The sequence below is a fragment of the Amycolatopsis sp. NPDC051373 genome (assembly GCF_040689465.1).
Taxonomy (GTDB): Bacteria; Actinomycetota; Actinomycetes; order Mycobacteriales; family Pseudonocardiaceae; genus Amycolatopsis.
Genome location: NZ_JBFBAE010000008.1, coordinates 134,304 through 150,212, shown reverse-complemented (window position 1 = coordinate 150,212; position 15,909 = coordinate 134,304). Strand labels below are relative to the sequence as shown.

The window sequence follows — 15,909 nt, the reverse complement described above, 5'->3', positions numbered from 1 at the left end:
GCGATGATGGTTGGCCTGGTTACGATCACCGGCGTCACGCGTGGCTCCCCGGCCCACACTTGCGGCGGCAAAGAGATAATCTTCCTACGCGCCTTCGGCGAGCACGCCGCTCGCCTCCTCATCGGTGCCGAAGCCGTCTTGAATCAGCCCGCCTCATCGTCGCCATGACGCGCGGTCTCGCGGTGATGGGACGTGCTCACTACTGACCGGCTGAACTAACGGTCGCGATGCCATCGTCAGCTCACTGTTTCGCCGCTGAGTCTGCCAAGGCTGTGTTGCTGAGGGGCCGTGGACCTGGTCACCGAGGCGGTGACTGAGTCAGTACCACGGTGCGATCGCCAAGCGGTGCGGCGAGCGTCACGGAGATGTACGGGTATCGCAGATCCTTCGTGCACAGTTGGCCGGGTGGGACCTTGGTCTGGCTGAGGTCCACGACCACGTGCTGTGCGTTCTGCTGTGTCACCTCCGCGAGGGCGTGCTGGCAACCGCCCTCTATCGCGCGGACGTAGAGGACGGTGCCTCCGTTGGTGATGTACGCCTCGGCTGGGAACCTGGGTGGCAGGGCGGTCGCGTCGACCTGCCCCGCGGGCACTGGCGTGCTGTCGGCGGGTACGTCGTATCGCGAGTCGCCAGGCGGGCTGGCTGATGGCGAAGACGCCGAGGGCGGCGAGGTCGAGACGGTACCGCTCGGCGCCCCGGAGACGCCGCCCGAACCAGGTGGGGTTTGGGTCGTCGGGCCGCCACAGGCCATCACCGCGACGAGGGCCGAGACTGCGCCGACTAACTTCGTCAAGTACCGCATGCTTCTAAGACGGAACGCATGCCGTACGCGTTGCACGAGATCATGACCAGGACGCAGCACCAGCTTCCGGCCGCCGAGCGGTTCTGTCAGCGACAGTTCGCGCACGTACGGCGCGCACAGCTGCCCGGAAGGCGCGGTCGTCACGGTGATCAGCCCGACCACCTGTTGCGCGGTCTGTTTTCCGGCGGTCGCCGTGACGTGTTTGCAGCCACCCAGCTCGGCGTGGATCACGACAACGCTGCCGCCTCGCGCAAGGGTCACGTTGTGGGGATAGCTGTTGGGCAGCGCCGACGCGTCGACCTCGCCCGGAGCACCGCGCGCCGCCCGCCGAGCGTGTCAGCCAGGGCGCCGGCGAACTCGGGGAAGCGGCCGGTGAAGTCGTTGTTGTTGCGGCTGGTCAACACCGTCGTGCCGTCGGCGGCGACCCGCATGATCGCGCGGTAGCCATCCCACTTGAATTCGTAGGCGTACTTCGGGTCGTCGCGCAGCCGGCCGCCGTACGGAGAGGCCAGCATGGGCTCGACGTAGCCCGGCACCAGCGACCGGTCATCCGACGTGCGTTTTGCCACCAGACCTCCCCGGCTCGAACCTGGCATCTGACGGGAGCCTAACCCCGAAGACGACACCGTGCTGAGAGGAACAGTGCAGGTCAGAGGCTCTCAAGTGTGGTTTTGTGGCGTCGGCGTGCGGGTACCGCCGACGGCACGCTCGCTGCGGCAGACCCATCGTGGAGCAGCGTTCTACATCTGAGGACTCGGCTCACTGAACCGTCCAGTGACGATCAGGTGTTTCAGCTGATCATGCCGGGTATCCCCCGGAGAAGGGGCACGGTGGTGCCCTGGGTTGGGAAGGAGACGAGTGCGGTGAAGGGCGACATCGAAACCTACTTCGAAGACGGGCAGTGGAAAAACAAGGTCGAGGGCAGCAGCCGGGCCGCGAACAGCCACGCCACCAAGAAAGACGCCGCGAGCAAGGGCCGCGACATGGCCCGCGAGCGCAAGGTCGAGCACTTCATCCGCAACCAGGACGGGCGGATCGGTGAACGCAACACCTACGGCCACGACCCCCGCTCCATTCCCGGCTGACCCGCCGGCGCCGGGCAAGCGCGGGTCAGCGCTGCGGACGCGGTGCCATTGCCCGGCGCCGCGCGATGCTCGGCTTCACCGACCACCACCTCGCCCAGGTCGCCAAGCTGGCCGGCATCCCCTGGGACCGCTATGCAGCCGGGGATCACGTGGTGAGCCGGAGACCGATCCCTGTTGGCCAGGCCAAAACCCGGCCGGCCCCCGCCGAGCGCAACAAGCGGCGCTAGGTTCAGTGAATCGGCTGGGCGTCCGGGTCGCGGCCGTAGCCGCGCTGCTTGTGCAGGTCGGCCAGGAATTCGTACTCGCTCGTCGTGGGCACCCGCGCCAGCATCTTGTCTGCTTTGATCCGCTGGCGCATCGTGTGCGCGTTCACCAAGTCTGGCTTGCCGTCCGGGCCTCCCTGGCAAACCTCCAGGACCACGCGGGCAGTCGGCGTAGTGGGTTCCTCGACCAGCCGCACGTACCAGCTGGAGATCATCCCCTGGTCGATGTAGCCGGACCAGCACCGCAGCTTACGAGCTCGGCGTCGTTCCCGATACGAGCCGACCTTCGCAATGCCCCGGCCAGCCCAGCTGGCCAGTCCGCCACCGCCAACCAAACCCACGACCCAAACGGCATCCTGCAGTGCGCTCATCGCCGCATTTTGCCGCCTGTGGGCCCCATCCTCGACAGCGAGGTGTGCCGGAGCTACCCGGGGACCGACACACCACCGACAACCACACACCGTCATCCCCACGACGAACTCGCGACAGGCGAATACGCGACCTCACCAGTCCGCACGGGAACCGGTCGTCACCGCCGTCGTGCGAGCCGCGCCGGCGGTGACGGCGTGCCACAGCGCTCGATGGCTCAGCCGATGCCGGTGACCTGCAGGGCAGTGGTCCAGTTGGTCTTGATCGCCGATCGGGCGGCGGACAGCGTGATGGTGCCCGCGCAGACGGCGTTCTTCAGCTTGGTCTCGGTGCCGTCCTTCGTGTAGGCGGTCTGGGTGCCGGAGTAGGGGACACCACCCGCGGTGGATGTCGGTGTTGTAGTGGCCTTTCGTGGGTCGGCTCGACAGCTCCGGCGGCACGTCGTGCCGCAAGGCGGGCGCAGCAAAAGTTTCGGGGTCCACGGGTCAGTGCGCTCACCTCGCTGATTTTTTGCGTTCCCCCGGGTTGTGGCGCCGGCGGTCGCGGGGTGACCCTGGAGGGCATGGGCGCGCGTCGCCGGCGGAGCTGTGCCGCCTGCCAGACCCCGTTGCCGCGGGGCGCCTCGTCGCGGAGGCGTTACTGCGGCAACGCGTGCGCGGCGCGCGCGTACAGGTGGCGGCGCCGATACGCCCGGCAGGTCGCGATCATGACCATCGTGGGCCGCGCGGAGCGGGTCGTGCGGTCCCCGAAGGTCACGCCGTCCCAGCGTGCTGACGCCGAGCGGTTCTGCGGGACGCTCGCCGGGCACATCACGGCCACTCCTCGAGGTCGGCTGGACGTGGTCTGCTTCCCGCGTACCCGCGCCCGTCGGCGATATACGTGGTATCCCGGGGTTTCAGCCGGTTTCGTCCGCGGCCTGGTGCGGCGCGCCGACCGGTGTGGCCTCCGGGGAGCCACGCTGTCGCAAGTAGACGCTGCGGAGGGCCATGGAGCCGATCGCCAGGAACTCCGGCTGCCCGTTCCGCAGGGTGCGGTTCCAGAAGCCGGCCGAACCGAGGTGCTCGGCCCAGGAGACGGATCGGCGAAGTCGCTCGGCTGCCCGGCGTTGTGCCGGCTCACCGGTTGTCACCGAGTCGACAAACCGATGCGCGGCTTCGCAGACGGCCGTGTCGCCGGCCGAGCCGTAGGAAAGCGCCGCCGGCGCGACGACCCCGCCGGACGAAGATCAGCCTCATCGCGACGGGATACCCGGTCAGGTGCGGGTCCACTCCGGACCGTCCTCATCCGGACGAAAGGCACGCACTCGTGATGCCGCGCGCAGAAGTGGTTGCGGGTCAGGGCGGGTCGCCGGCGAGGCGGTGCGCGGTTTCCAGGAGAAGGGCGTGGACGAACGCCTGCGGCAGGTTCCCGCGCAGCTGGCGCTGGCGGACGTCGTACTCCTCGGCCAGCAGGCCCGGCGGCCCGCAGGCGGCGCGCGTGCGTTCGAACCGCCGGAACGCGCCGACGCGGTCGCCTTGGTGCCACGCGGCCAGCGCCATGACGAAGCCGCACAGCAGGAATGCTCCTTCGGCTTCGCCGAGGGGCTGGTCGTCGGGGGCGAAGCGGTAGACGTAGCCGTCCTGGCACAGGTCGGTGCGGACGGCGTCGAGGGTGGCGAGGGTGCGTGGATCGGCGGCGGGCAAGGCGCCGCGAACCGGCGGCAGGAGCAGGGCGGCGTCGGTCCCGCGCAGTCCTGGCGCGCGCTGCCAGGCGCCACGGTCGTCGATGCACCGGCGCGCCGTTTCGGCGAGCAGCTTGTCGGCGAGGCCGGACAGCTCCGCCGCGGGGGCGGCGGAGCGCTGCGCGGCGAGGGCTCGGAGGCCGGCGACGCAGGCGAGGCGGGAGTGGCTCCACCACTCGTCCTGCAGTTCCCACACGCCGGCGTCGGGTTCGTCCCAGCGGCGGACGATGAGGTCGACGCAGAGGTGGGCGGCGTGTTCGGCGTCGGGGGTGAGCCGGTCGTGCCGGGCGGCGGCCGCGTAGAGCTGGAGCAGTTCGCCGAGGGTGTCGAGCTGGAACTGGCCGCGCACGTGGTTGCCGGTGATCGGGGTTCCGCCGGGGTAGCCCGGCAGGCGCAGGGGGGTCTCCCCGGGCGGCGGCCGGCCGTCGGTGCGGTAGGCGGGCAGCAGCTTGTCCCCGTGCTCCAGCACCCGCGCCGAGGTGAACGCCACGGCGTCGTCGAGCAGCGGGTGCGCTTCGGTGACCGAGGCGGCGAGCCCGGCGTAGCACTGGTCGCGCAGCCACACGTAGCGGTAGTCGTAGTTGCGCCCGGCTTCGGCACGTTCGGGCAGGCCGAGCGTGGCGGCGGCGACCATGCCGCCGCCTGCCGTGGTCAGGCCGCGCAGCACCGCGTACGTGTGCCGGGCGTCGCGCGGGGCGACGGTGTCGTCGAGCCTCGGCACCGCCTGGTGCCACGCGTGTTCGGTCGCCGTCCACAACTCGTCCGCGCCGGGGGGCTCGGGCAGAGGATCGGGGCTGATCTCGAGGACCAAGTCGTGGGTGGTCCCGCCCGGCAGGTCGAGGTCCAGGAGGAGCCGGTCCTCGTCGTCGACTCGCGCGTCGCCGGCGCCGCGCCAGCGGATGCGCAGGTCGCCGGTGCGTGCGGTCCACACCCCGTCGTCGCCGCGGGAGAGCTCGCGCATCGACCGAGCGCCGAACCCGTCGCGCAGGTCCAGTTGCACGCGCATCGCGACGTCCCGTTCCACGGCTTCGACACGTCGCAGGAGCACGACGCGGCGGGGGTCGGCGGGATAGGCGAGCGCGTCACGGCATTCGACGACCGTTCGGGCGCTGACCCAGCGGTTGCGCCAGATCAGGGTGCCGGGTTCGTAGTACCCGCCCCACACGCTCGATTCCACCGGGCTGACGGAGTACACGCCGCGGCCGCCGACGAGCGTGGACAGCACGGCGCTGTCGGCCCAGCCGGGCGCGCACAGCCACGCGATGTCGCCCCGGGGGCCGCACAGCGCTCCCCGTTCCCCGTCGGCCAGCAAGGCGTACTCGCGCAGGACGTGGGGCGGGAAGTCCCGCCAGTCGCTCACGTCCGGGCCCATCGCCACAGCCCGGCCGCCGTCACCGCGAGAGCACCGCCCGCCGCGGCGAGCAGGCCGTGGTGCCGGCTGGCCCAGAGCTGCACGCTGCGCGGCGTGGCCTTGTCGTCGAACTCGCCGTGAGCGCCGAAGTCGTGTCCGCGCGGGCCGTCGGCCGGCTGCCACAGGTTGGCGGGCTGGTCGTCCGGCGTCGGCTGTCCGGTCTGCTGCGATTTGAGCCCCGTCTTCGCGAGGTACCAGTCGAGGATCCCCGGCGCGACGGCGTTCGCGAGGAGGGTGCCGACCGTGCTGCCACCGACCCAGTACTCACGGCGGCGCGGGTGATCGGCCGCGTAGAGGACCGCGTCGGCGGCCACCTCGGGCTGGTAGATCGGCGGCACGGGCTGCGCGTGGTGCGGCAGCCGGGACAGCACCCAGGAGAACTGCGGGGTGTTGACCGCGGGCATCTGCACCATCGTCACGTGCACACCGCTGTGCTCGGCCAGCAGTTCGCAGCGCAGGGCTTCGTTGAAGCCCTGAATGGCGTGCTTGGCACCGCAATAGGCGCTCTGCAACGGAATTCCGCGGTACGCGAGCGCCGAGCCGACCTGCACGACGGTGCCGTGGCCGCGTGGTTTCATGCGGTTGAGGGCGGCCATCGTGCCGTGCACGTAGCCGAGGTAGCTGACCTCGGTGACCCGGCGGAACTCTTCGGGCCGGATGTCGGAGAACCGCGCGAACACCGAGGTGAACGCGACGTTGACCCACGTGTCGATCGGACCCAGCTCCTGCTCGACGCGCGTGGCGGCGGCGTCCACCTGGTCGAAGTCGGCGACGTCCACTTCGAGCGGCAGCGCAGTGCCGCCTTCGCGCCGGATGTCTTCGGCGGCGGCGCTCAGTCCCTTCCGGCCGCGGGCCAGCAGCGCGACGCCGGCGCCCCGTGCGCCGAACGCGCGGGCGACCGCGCGCCCGATCCCGCCACTGGCGCCGGTCACGACCACCACAGGATTGCCGGTCATGGGGTTCCTCCGATCCGTCACTTGCTCGTGGTCCGGGACACGAGCGCCCACGCCGCCGCGGTCGCCGCGCTGGTCATCGCGGGCGTTCGCCACCGCTTCGAGGCTCCGGCGAGCGCGAGCATGCTCACGCTGTGGGCGCCGTCGACGAGCCACGCCCACCGCGAGGCGGCGCTGTGCGGCCACTTCAGCGTCACCGTCGCCTGCACCAGGTGCCGAACGCCGAGCGCGACGAGCACCATCGCTACTTCGTCTTCCTCGGCGACCCTCGCGACGGTGAGCAACGCGCCGCCCCACGCGGCTCGCGCGACCGCCAGTCCGCGCGGGTTCATCGCGCCCTCACCCGCCGGGCCACCGCGGCTCCCGCCGCGCCCAGCGCGACCGTCGCGGCCAAGGCCGCGAGCTTGCGCCGCCGAGGCGGCTCCGGAGGCCGGCCGAGGCCCGACGCGAGCAGCTCCGCCAGGTGCGTTCCTTCCCGGCCACCGCTGTCGAGTTCGTGCAACTGTGTGCGGCAGCTGAAGCCGTCGGCGAGCACGACCGTGCCGTCGTCGGCGTCGCGGACCCGGGGGAGCAGCACCCGCTCTGCACAGGCCTCGCTGACCTCGCGGTGTCCTTTCTCGAAGCCGAAGTTGCCCGCCAGGCCGCAGCAGCCGGAGCCGAGGCGTTCCGCGTCGACACCCGCGGCCTCGAGCAGCCGCCGGTCCGCGTCCCAGCCCAGGACCGCGTGCTGGTGGCAGTGGACCTGGGCGAGCGCTTTCGCGTCGACGCGCGGCGGGCGGTAGCCGGGGGAGTGTTCGGTGAGCAGCTCGGCCAGGGTCACGGTCTGGTTCCGCAGCCGCCGGGCGTCCTGGTCGCCCGGGAACAGCTCGGTCGCGTCGGAGCGGAACACCGCGGTGCAGCTGGGTTCCATGCCGACGACGAGGCCACCGTCGCGCACGTGCGGCGCCAGTTCGCGGACGGTCCGCTGCAGGATGTGCTTCGCGAGGCCGAGCTGGCCGGTGGAGATCCAGGTGAGCCCGCAGCACACGGGTTTCACCGGCATGGTCACCCGCCACCCGGCGTCTTCCAGCACGTGAACCGCGGCCCGGCCGACAGCGGGGTGGAAGTGGTTGGTGAACGAGTCCGGCCACAGCAGGACGGTGCCGCGCGCGCCGTCGCCGGCCGGGTGGTGCCGGGCGAACCACTGCTGCAGGGTTTCGCCGGCGAACGCCGGGATCTCGCGGTCCTCGACGCCGGCCACGAGCGTCGCCAGCCGCGCGAGGCCGGGCGTGCGGGTGAGCGCGTTGACCGGCTTCCCGGCCCGCAGCCGCCCGACCACCTGGGCGAACGCGGGCAGCCAGCCCATCGTGAAGTCCGAACGTGGCCGTCGCCACGGCCGGCCCTCGTAGTGGTGGGCGAGGAACTCCGCTTTGTAAGTGGCCATGTCCACATTGGCCGGGCAATCGGTCTTGCAGCCCTTGCACGCCAGGCACAGGTCCAGGGCGTCCTTCACCTCGGCCGAGCGCCACCCGTCGCCGATCGGGCTGTCGCCGTGGCCGTGGAGCATCTCGAAGAGCAGGCGTGCGCGGCCGCGCGTGGAGTGTTCCTCCTCGCCGGTGACCTGGTAGGACGGGCACATCACGTCGCCCGAGGACGTGTCGTGCTGCCGGCACCGCCCGACGCCGACGCAACGGTTGGCCGCCTGGGCGAACGAGCCCCCGTCCTCGGGGAAGCGGAAGTACAGGTCCTGCGGGTCGGCCGGCGACCACGTTCCGCCGAGACGCAGGTTCTCGTCGAGCGAGTAGGGCGCGACGACCTTGCCCGGGTTCATCCGATCGGCCGGGTCGAAGATCGCCTTGAGCCGGCCGAAGGCGGTGACGAGCTCTTCGCCGAACATCTTCGGCAGGAGTTCACCCCGTGATTGGCCGTCGCCGTGCTCGCCCGAGAACGACCCGCCGAGCTCGGCCACGAGAGCGGCGGCGCGGTGCATGAACCGGCGGTAGGTGACCACGCCGTCGGCGGTGTAGAGGTCGAACGGGATGCGGGTGTGCACGCAGCCCTGGCCGAAGTGGCCGTACAGGCTGGGCCCGGTGTCGCTGGCATAACCGAACTCCTCGTACAGCGCAGTGAGCTTGCGCAGGTATTCACCCAGCCGTTCGGGGGCGACGGCGGAGTCCTCCCAGCCCTCGAAGGTGTCGGCTTTGCCGGGCACGTGCGCGGTCGCGCCGAGCCCGGCCTCGCGGACCTGCCACAGCTCGTCTTCGCGGGCCGGGTCGTCGAGGAAGGCGACGTCGGCCTCGTGTTCGGTGTCGTGCAGCGCCTCCAGCATCTTGTGGGCGCGGCGTTCGACCTCGTCACTGCTCTGCCCGCCGAACTGCACCATGAGGAACGCGCGGCCCTGCGGCATGTCACCCAGCGCCTGGGGATTCATGTCCTTGAGCCGCTGGTCGCGGATCAGCTTGTGGTCCACGCCTTCCAGAGCGATCGGCTCGTGCGGCAGGATCTTCGGCACGGCGTCGGCGGCGCTCGCGATGTCGGGATAGCCGAGCACGACCAGCGTCCGTTCGGGCAGCACCGGCACCAGTTTCAGCTCCGCGCGCAGCACGGTGACCAAAGTGGACTCCGACCCGACGAGCAGCCCGGCGACGTCGAAGCCGTGCTCCGGCAACAGGGAATCGAGGTTGTAGCCCGACACGCGCCGGGGGATGTCCGGGAAGCGGCGACGGACCTCGTCGGCGTACTCGTCACGCAGCTGCCGCAGCTGCCGGTAGATCGCGGCGCGCGGATCACCGCGCCGCTCGATGTCCGCGTACTCCTCGTCGGTGGTCTTGCCGCACCAGAACCGCGTGCCGTCGGCGAGCAGGACCTCGAGGCGGCTGATGTTGTCGACGACCTTGCCGGTGCGCTGGGCGGTGGCACCGCAGGAGTTGTTGCCGATCATGCCGCCGAGGGTGCAGTTCATGTGCGTGGCCGGTTCGGGCCCGAACCGCAGGCCGGTACCGGCGAGCTGCCGGTTGAGCTCGTCGAGCACGATCCCCGGCTGGACCACACACGTGCGGGCGGCCTCGTCGACCGACTCGAGCTTCGTGCAGTACTTCGACCAGTCGAGCACGATCGCGGTGTTCGTGCACTGCCCGGCGAGGCTGGTGCCGCCGCCCCGCGAAAGCACCGGGGCGCCGAACTCTCGCGCGACCTCGAGGGCGTCGACGGCGTCGTCCGGCGAGCGCGGCACCACGACGCCGAGCGGCACCTGCCGGAAGTTCGACGCGTCGGTCGAGTAGGCGGCGCGGGTGCCGTCGTCGAACCGGACTTCACCCTGTACACGTGCACGCAACGCCTCGTCCAGCGCCGCGCGGTCGATGTCGGGCGTGGCCGGGTGGCGCACGACCGGGTCGGGCAGGTCCACCTGGGTCATCGTCGGTCCTCCTTAGGCCGGGTACCCGGCCGCGACGTCGGCCCGGAAGGTCAACCCGAGGCCGGGGACGGATGGGGATGGGTTGACCCGGCCGCCGGCCGGATCGAGGCAGCCGTCGAAGAGCAGGTTCTCGAGGCGCTCGTGATCGGCGAACCATTCGATGTGGCGGAAGTTCGGAGTCGCCACCGCGGCGTGCGCCGAGAGGTTCGGGGCGCAGTGCGCGGACACGGCGCGGTTGGCGGCGGCCGCCAAGGCCGCGGCGCGGCGCCACTCGGTGAACCCACCGCAGCGGGTCACGTCCACCTGCAGGCAGTCGACGACCGGGATCAGCCGCGCGAAGGCGGGCAGGTCGTAGCCGTACTCGCCCGCGGCGATGTCCGGTCCACCCGGGCAACGCAGGCTCGCGAGCCCGTCGAGGTCGTCGCTGGACACCGGCTCCTCGAACCAGACGACGCCGGCGTCGCGCAGCGGCTGCAGCAACCGGCGTGCCTGGCCGGGCGAATACGCGCCGTTGGCGTCCACGTAGAGCGCCGCATCGTCGCCGACGACGGAGCGCGCGAGCTCGACCCGCTTCAGGTCCCTTTCGACGCGCGTGCCCCAGGCTTCGCCGATCTTGATCTTCACGCGCGGGATCCGCCGCCGGTGCACCCACCCTTCGAGCCGGGTGGCGAGTTCGTCGTCGCTCAGGCTGGTGAACCCGCCGCTGCCGTACACGGCGACGTCTTCGTGCACGCGTCCGAGCAGACGGCTCACCGGCACGTCGAGCGAGCGCGCGGCCGCGTCCCAGAGCGCGATGTCCACTGCGGACAGGGCGCACGACACGAGCCCCGGCCGGCCGAGGTTGCGGATGGCGCGCTGCATCGCCGCCCAGCACGCCGGGACGTCGCCCACCGGCGCCCCGAGCACGGCCGGCGCCAAAGTCTTTTCGATCAGCGACGCGCACGCGGCGTCGGCGTAGGTCCAGCCGAGGCCGCGCACCGGGCCGGCGTGAACGTGGACCACGACGATGGTGGTGCTGTCCCACTCGAGCGTGCCGTCGGCCTCCGGCGTCTCGGTCGGCACGCGGTGGGCGCGGGCCGTGATCCGGTCGACCGCCGGCGAGCCGCGCGTCACTTGTCCCGCCGGCCAGGCAGGATCTCCTGCACCTTGGTCTTCACGCCCTGCACCACGAGGTGCATCGCGTCAGGATCGCCCTTGAGCACCGCCTCGGTGGCGGACTTCATCTGTTCGAACGTGGCGTGCGGCGGGATCGGCGGCACTTCCGGGTCGCAGCGGACGTCGAGCACCGCGGGCTTGTCCGCGGTGAGCGCGGTGTCCCACGCGGACCCGAGCTGCCCGGGCTTGTCGACGGTGACTGCGGTCAGCCCCAGTGACAGCGCGAACCCGGCGTAGTCGACGTCCGGGAGGCTCTGCGACTCCTCGAACTTCGGGGCGCCGCCCATCGCCCTCAGCTCCCAGGTGACCTGGTTGAGGTCGTTGTTGTGGAACACGCAGATCACGCAGCGCGGGTCGCTCCACAGGTGGCGGTAGCGGGCGATGGTGATGAGCTCGGCCAGGCCGTTCATCTGCATGGCGCCGTCGCCGACGAGCGCGATCACGGGCCGGTCGGGGTGCGCGAATTTGGCGCCGATGGCGTAGGGCACGCCCGGTCCCATCGTGGCGAGCGTGCCCGACAGGGAGCTGCGGACGTCGCCGCGGATGCGGAGGTTGCGGGCGTACCAGTTGGTGGAGGAACCGGAGTCGGCGGTGACGATCGCGTTGTCCGGCAGGCGGCGCGACAGCTCGGAGACGATGGTCATCGGGTTGACCGGTTCGGCGTCGACGGCGGCTTCGCGATCGACGGTGTCCCACCACGACGCGACGTTCTTCTCGATCTTTTCCCGCCACGACCGGTCTTCCCTGCTCGCCAGCCTGGGCAGCAGTGCGCGGAGGGTGGCGCCGGCGTCGCCGACGAGGTTGACCTCGGTGGGGTAGCGCATCCCGATGAACCGGCCGTCGAGGTCGATCTGCACGGCGCGCGCCTGGCCGAAGTCGGGGAGGAACTGCGAGTACGGAAAGTTCGAACCGACGATCAGCAGGGTGTCGCAGTCACGCATGAGCTCGTAGCTCGGGCGCGTGCCGAGCAGTCCGATGGCGCCGGTGACCCACGGGAGGTCGTCGGGCAGGACGTCCTTGCCCAGCAGCGCTTTCGCGACTCCGGCCCCGGTGACCTCCGCGACCTGGCTCACTTCGGCTGCGGCGCCACGGGCGCCTTGGCCGACCAGGATGGCGACCTTCTCTCCGGCGTTGAGCACCTCGGCGGCGGCGTCGAGGTCGGCCTCCGGCGGCACGGGCCGCGGCCACGACGTGCTCGGCGGACTGGAGGGCACCTGCTTGAACGCGTGCTGCGGCGGCGAGTACGGCTCTTCCTGCAGGTCGGCCGGGATGATGAGCGCGGTGGGGCAGCGGCCCGCTATCGCGGTGCGGAACGCGCGGTCCAGTGCGTTGGGCAGCTGCTCGGCCACGTTGACCTCGACGAGGTACTCGCTCGCGACGTCCTTGTAGAGCGCTTGGAGGTCGACCTCCTGCTGGTAGCTGCCGCCCATGGCGCTGCGGGCGGTCTGCCCGACGATCGCCACCACGGGTACGTGGTCGAGTTTCGCGTCGTAGAGGCCGTTGAGCAGGTGGATCGCGCCCGGCCCGGATGTCGCCAGGCACACGCCGGGCCTACCGCTGAACTTCGCGTACCCGACGGCCTCGAACGCCGCCATCTCCTCGTGGCGCGCCTGCACGAACCGTGGCCGGTTGTCCGCCTTCCCGAACGAGGCGACGATGCCGTTGATCCCGTCGCCCGGATACGCGAACACCTGCTCGACACCCCACTCGCGCAGCCGCTGCAGCAGGTAGTCGCCGACGGTCTGGGTCATGACAGCTCCTCGTCGTCGCGTCTTTTACGCCTCTGAAGTCGCTGTACCCGCTTTCCGGGCCTACCATGCTTGCGTGACGCAAAATTCTGCGCCCGATTCCGCCGTCGCGCTCGCCGCCCTGCGCGCGATGGTGACGATCGCGGACTCCAGCGTCGAGCACGCGACCGGGCAGCTGACACTCACGCAGTTCCGCGCGCTGCGCGTGACGGCCGACCGCACGCCGGTCACGATGGGCCGGGTCGCGGACGAGCTGACGATGAACCCGTCGACGGTCACCCGGGCGTGTGACCGGCTGGTTTCTCTCGGTTTGCTCCAGAAAGCCCAGAACCCGCTGAACAAGCGCGAGATCCTCCTCGCGCCGACGGCGAAAGGGCGCCAGCTCGTCGACCGCGTCGACGAGGAGCGCCGCCGCGTGCTGGATCTGGTGCTGAGCCGCCTGGAACCGGAGCAGCGTTCGGCGATGGTCGTCGCGCTGGGGCTTTTCACCGACGCCGCCGCCGGATTCGAAACGGTTGCGCCGAGCAAATGATCGACGACAGAACCGGCGAGGTTCTTCACCGGCCGCGGGTATATCCGGGCACGCACCGGGGTAATCGGCGCTCGTCCAGCGCGTCCAGAGTGGGAGGCCGACGGTGACCGAGACGAAGACGAGCGTCCGGCGGGAACCCGTCAGGCTGAGCCCGAGGCGCACGCCTCGCGGCTCGGTGTTCCTGGCGTTGCTGCGCACAACCGATCCCAAGAAGATAGGCGTGCTCTACCTCGTCACTGCGACGGCGTTCTTCATGGCCGGCGGCGCGATGGCGTTGCTGATGCGTTCGGAGCTGGCCCGTCCCGGGCTGCAGTTCCTGTCGCAGGAGCAGTACAACCAGCTGTTCACCATGCACGGCACGATCATGCTGCTGCTCTACGCCACCCCGATCGTGTTCGGGTTCGCCAACTTCATCCTGCCGCTGCAGATCGGAGCGCCCGACGTGGCGTTCCCGCGATTGAACGCGTTCTCCTACTGGCTCTTCCTTTTCGGCGGGCTGATCGTGCTCAGCGCGTTCCTCACGCCGGGTGGCGCGCCCGACTTCGGCTGGACGGCCTACACGCCGCTGTCGAACGCGGTGCACTCGCCGGGCATCGGCGGCGACCTGTGGATCATGGGGCTCATCGTTTCGGGGCTGGGCACCATCCTCGGCGCGGTGAACATGACCACGACCATCGTGTGCCTGCGCGCGCCCGGGATGACGATGTGGCGGATGCCGCTGTTCACCTGGAACATCCTGTTCACCGCGATCCTCATCCTGCTCGCGTTCCCCATCCTCACGGCCGCGCTGTTCGGGCTGGAGGCCGACCGGCGGCTCGGTGCGCACGTGTTCGACCCGGCCAACGGCGGCGCGATCCTGTGGCAGCACCTGTTCTGGTTCTTCGGCCACCCGGAGGTCTACATCGTCGCACTGCCGTTCTTCGGGATCGTCACGGAGATCATCCCCGTCTTCAGCCGCAAACCGCTCTACGGCTACCGGCTGATGGTGTTCGCGACCATCGGCATCACCGCGCTGTCGGCGACCGTGTGGGCGCACCACATGTTCGCCACGGGCGCGGTGCTGCTGCCGTTCTTCTCGATCCTCACGTTCCTGATCGCCGTGCCGACGGGCATCAAGTTCTTCAACTGGATCGGCACGATGTGGAAGGGCACGCTCAGTTTCGAGACGCCGATGTTGTGGTCGGTCGGGTTCATGGTGACGTTCCTGCTGGGCGGTCTCACCGGGGTGATCCTCGCGTCACCACCGCTCGACTTCCAGGTGCACGACAGCTACTTCGTCGTGGCCCACTTCCACTACGTGCTGTTCGGCACGATCGTGTTCGCCACGTTCGCCGGGATCTACTTCTGGTTCCCGAAGATGACCGGCCGCATGCTCGACGAGCGACTGGGCCGGTGGCAGTTCTGGCTGACGTTCATCGGGTTCCACCTGACGTTCCTGGTGCAGCATTGGCTGGGCGCCGAAGGCATGCCGCGCCGGTACGCCGACTACCTGTCCTCCGACGGCTTCACCGCGCTCAACACCGTCTCGACCATCGGCTCGTTCGTGCTCGGCGCGTCGATGCTGCCGTTCGTCTGGAACGTCGTGAAGAGCTACCGCTTCGGCGAGGTCGTCGTCGTGGACGATCCCTGGGGCTACGGCAATTCCCTGGAGTGGGCCACGACGTGCCCACCGCCGCGGCACAACTTCCACGAGCTGCCGCGCATCCGGTCCGAGCGTCCGGCGTTCGAACTGCACTACCCCGCGATGGCGGAGCGCATGCGCGAGGAGCGGTACGTGCGCCGCAAGAGCCGGGAAACCGCGCGGTGAACCGTCCTGCGCATGCGCCGGTGGATTCGCGAAGGTGTACACGCCTGCTCGTGGGGTAGCCGGTGGGCCGGACAAAAGGACCAAGGGGAGACACCATGGCAGCAACCGCACGATCCTGGCCCAGGCTCGTCAGCTGTACTTCCGCGTCGTCGACCGCTGGACCAACAACGCCCTGAGCAAGCTCGACCTGTAGTCCAAGCGCCGAAGGCGCGCCGCCGGACCGTGCAGGGGTCGCCGTAGCATCCGCGAAAAATCGGGCGGGCGGATATGCCTGACCAGCGGTGATTAGGCTTCCGCTGTGGGATGTGCTTCGGCGCGGAGCCACGCGTCGATGCGGGTTGGTGCTATCCGCCCATGGGGGTAGACCCGGCCACTGGTGGCCATGCCGGTCCGGGGATGTCTCCGACGTACGCGGCGCCGTGGGGGTCGCCGCTGATGCTGGCCGGGGGCCTCGGGCCGGTGATGCTGGCCGGGGGCCTCGGGCCGGTACTTGGTTCCGTCGTAGTGCAGGTCGTTGATCAGGTACGAGGCCTGAAGGGAATGCGACGCAATGATCATGTTGCTCTGATGTCTACGTCACTGAGCATGCTTTACAGCTATCAGCCACCGTAGAAGTCGCCGAGTGACGTGCGGGTGTAGGAGACCAGCAGGTCGGCGTGGGAGAAGTCGG

15 protein-coding genes are annotated in these 15,909 nt (G+C 70.2%); 4 read left to right on the top strand and 11 right to left on the bottom strand.

Annotation, left to right across the window (positions count from 1 at the left end):
* Window positions 1-298: 298 nt before the first annotated feature.
* Entirely contained in the window at window positions 299-1,063 is a 765-nt protein-coding gene (locus AB0383_RS16825; protein ID WP_366187768.1) for a hypothetical protein, read from the bottom strand.
* Window positions 1,060-1,371 carry a hypothetical protein gene (locus AB0383_RS16820; protein ID WP_366187767.1) on the bottom strand — a complete coding sequence of 104 codons (312 nt, stop codon included), beginning with the start codon at window positions 1,369-1,371 and terminating at the stop codon, window positions 1,060-1,062. Before AB0383_RS16820 ends, AB0383_RS16825 begins: the two co-directional genes overlap by 4 nt.
* 294 nt (window positions 1,372-1,665) lie before the next feature.
* On the opposite strand from AB0383_RS16820, the gene AB0383_RS16815 reads away from it, so the two are divergent.
* Complete coding sequence (locus AB0383_RS16815) at window positions 1,666-1,887, top strand: DUF2188 domain-containing protein (RefSeq protein WP_366187766.1); 222 nt, start codon at window positions 1,666-1,668, stop codon at window positions 1,885-1,887.
* A gap of 229 nt (window positions 1,888-2,116) precedes the next feature.
* Here AB0383_RS16815 and AB0383_RS16810 read toward each other — a convergent pair whose 3' ends face one another.
* The 9 genes from AB0383_RS16810 to AB0383_RS16770 form a co-directional block, all read right to left on the bottom strand.
* Window positions 2,117-2,521: a hypothetical protein gene (locus AB0383_RS16810; protein WP_366187765.1), complete on the bottom strand. Its 405-nt coding sequence runs from the start codon at window positions 2,519-2,521 to the stop codon at window positions 2,117-2,119.
* Between the two features lie 634 nt (window positions 2,522-3,155).
* Window positions 3,156-3,329: a hypothetical protein gene (locus AB0383_RS16805; RefSeq protein WP_366187764.1), complete on the bottom strand. Its 174-nt coding sequence runs from the start codon at window positions 3,327-3,329 to the stop codon at window positions 3,156-3,158.
* A gap of 85 nt (window positions 3,330-3,414) precedes the next feature.
* Window positions 3,415-3,648: a DUF6766 family protein gene (locus AB0383_RS16800; RefSeq protein WP_366187763.1), complete on the bottom strand. Its 234-nt coding sequence runs from the start codon at window positions 3,646-3,648 to the stop codon at window positions 3,415-3,417.
* Between the two features lie 205 nt (window positions 3,649-3,853).
* A complete protein-coding gene (locus AB0383_RS16795; RefSeq protein WP_366187762.1) occupies window positions 3,854-5,599 on the bottom strand; it encodes a glycoside hydrolase family 15 protein in 1,746 nt (581 codons plus the stop codon).
* A complete protein-coding gene (locus AB0383_RS16790; protein ID WP_366187761.1) occupies window positions 5,596-6,606 on the bottom strand; it encodes an SDR family oxidoreductase in 1,011 nt (336 codons plus the stop codon). Before AB0383_RS16790 ends, AB0383_RS16795 begins: the two co-directional genes overlap by 4 nt.
* A gap of 17 nt (window positions 6,607-6,623) precedes the next feature.
* Window positions 6,624-6,935 carry a hypothetical protein gene (locus AB0383_RS16785; protein ID WP_366187760.1) on the bottom strand — a complete coding sequence of 104 codons (312 nt, stop codon included), beginning with the start codon at window positions 6,933-6,935 and terminating at the stop codon, window positions 6,624-6,626.
* Window positions 6,932-9,997: an FAD-binding and (Fe-S)-binding domain-containing protein gene (locus AB0383_RS16780; RefSeq protein ID WP_366187759.1), complete on the bottom strand. Its 3,066-nt coding sequence runs from the start codon at window positions 9,995-9,997 to the stop codon at window positions 6,932-6,934. Before AB0383_RS16780 ends, AB0383_RS16785 begins: the two co-directional genes overlap by 4 nt.
* Window positions 9,998-10,009: 12 nt before the next feature.
* A complete protein-coding gene (locus AB0383_RS16775) occupies window positions 10,010-11,110 on the bottom strand; it encodes an enolase C-terminal domain-like protein (protein WP_366187758.1) in 1,101 nt (366 codons plus the stop codon).
* Window positions 11,107-12,903: a thiamine pyrophosphate-requiring protein gene (locus AB0383_RS16770; RefSeq protein ID WP_366187757.1), complete on the bottom strand. Its 1,797-nt coding sequence runs from the start codon at window positions 12,901-12,903 to the stop codon at window positions 11,107-11,109. The genes AB0383_RS16775 and AB0383_RS16770 overlap by 4 nt, the downstream gene beginning before the upstream one ends.
* 73 nt (window positions 12,904-12,976) lie before the next feature.
* On the opposite strand from AB0383_RS16770, the gene AB0383_RS16765 reads away from it, so the two are divergent.
* The 3 genes from AB0383_RS16765 to AB0383_RS16755 all read left to right on the top strand — a co-directional run bounded on the left by AB0383_RS16765 (window position 12,977) and on the right by AB0383_RS16755 (window position 15,432).
* Window positions 12,977-13,432 carry a MarR family transcriptional regulator gene (locus tag AB0383_RS16765; RefSeq protein WP_366187756.1) on the top strand — a complete coding sequence of 152 codons (456 nt, stop codon included), beginning with the start codon at window positions 12,977-12,979 and terminating at the stop codon, window positions 13,430-13,432.
* A 145-nt stretch (window positions 13,433-13,577) separates the two neighbouring features.
* A complete protein-coding gene (gene ctaD / locus AB0383_RS16760) occupies window positions 13,578-15,239 on the top strand; it encodes a cytochrome c oxidase subunit I (protein ID WP_366187892.1) in 1,662 nt (553 codons plus the stop codon).
* A 34-nt stretch (window positions 15,240-15,273) separates the two neighbouring features.
* The gene (locus AB0383_RS16755; RefSeq protein WP_366187755.1) at window positions 15,274-15,432 is read left to right on the top strand and encodes a hypothetical protein; all 159 of its coding nucleotides are present in this window, start codon (window positions 15,274-15,276) and stop codon (window positions 15,430-15,432) included.
* The last annotated feature ends 477 nt before the right edge of the window (window positions 15,433-15,909 follow it).

Bases quoted from the DNA above. Each gene is read 5' to 3' on its own strand.
- AB0383_RS16810 (WP_366187765.1), bottom strand. From the start codon at position 2,521: ATGAGCGCACTGCAGGATGCCGTTTGGGTCGTGGGTTTGGTTGGCGGT.
- AB0383_RS16805 (WP_366187764.1), bottom strand. From the start codon at position 3,329: ATGTGCCCGGCGAGCGTCCCGCAGAACCGCTCGGCGTCAGCACGCTGG.
- AB0383_RS16790 (WP_366187761.1), bottom strand. From the start codon at position 6,606: ATGACCGGCAATCCTGTGGTGGTCGTGACCGGCGCCAGTGGCGGGATC.
- AB0383_RS16785 (WP_366187760.1), bottom strand. From the start codon at position 6,935: ATGAACCCGCGCGGACTGGCGGTCGCGCGAGCCGCGTGGGGCGGCGCG.
- AB0383_RS16780 (WP_366187759.1), bottom strand. From the start codon at position 9,997: ATGACCCAGGTGGACCTGCCCGACCCGGTCGTGCGCCACCCGGCCACG.
- AB0383_RS16770 (WP_366187757.1), bottom strand. From the start codon at position 12,903: ATGACCCAGACCGTCGGCGACTACCTGCTGCAGCGGCTGCGCGAGTGG.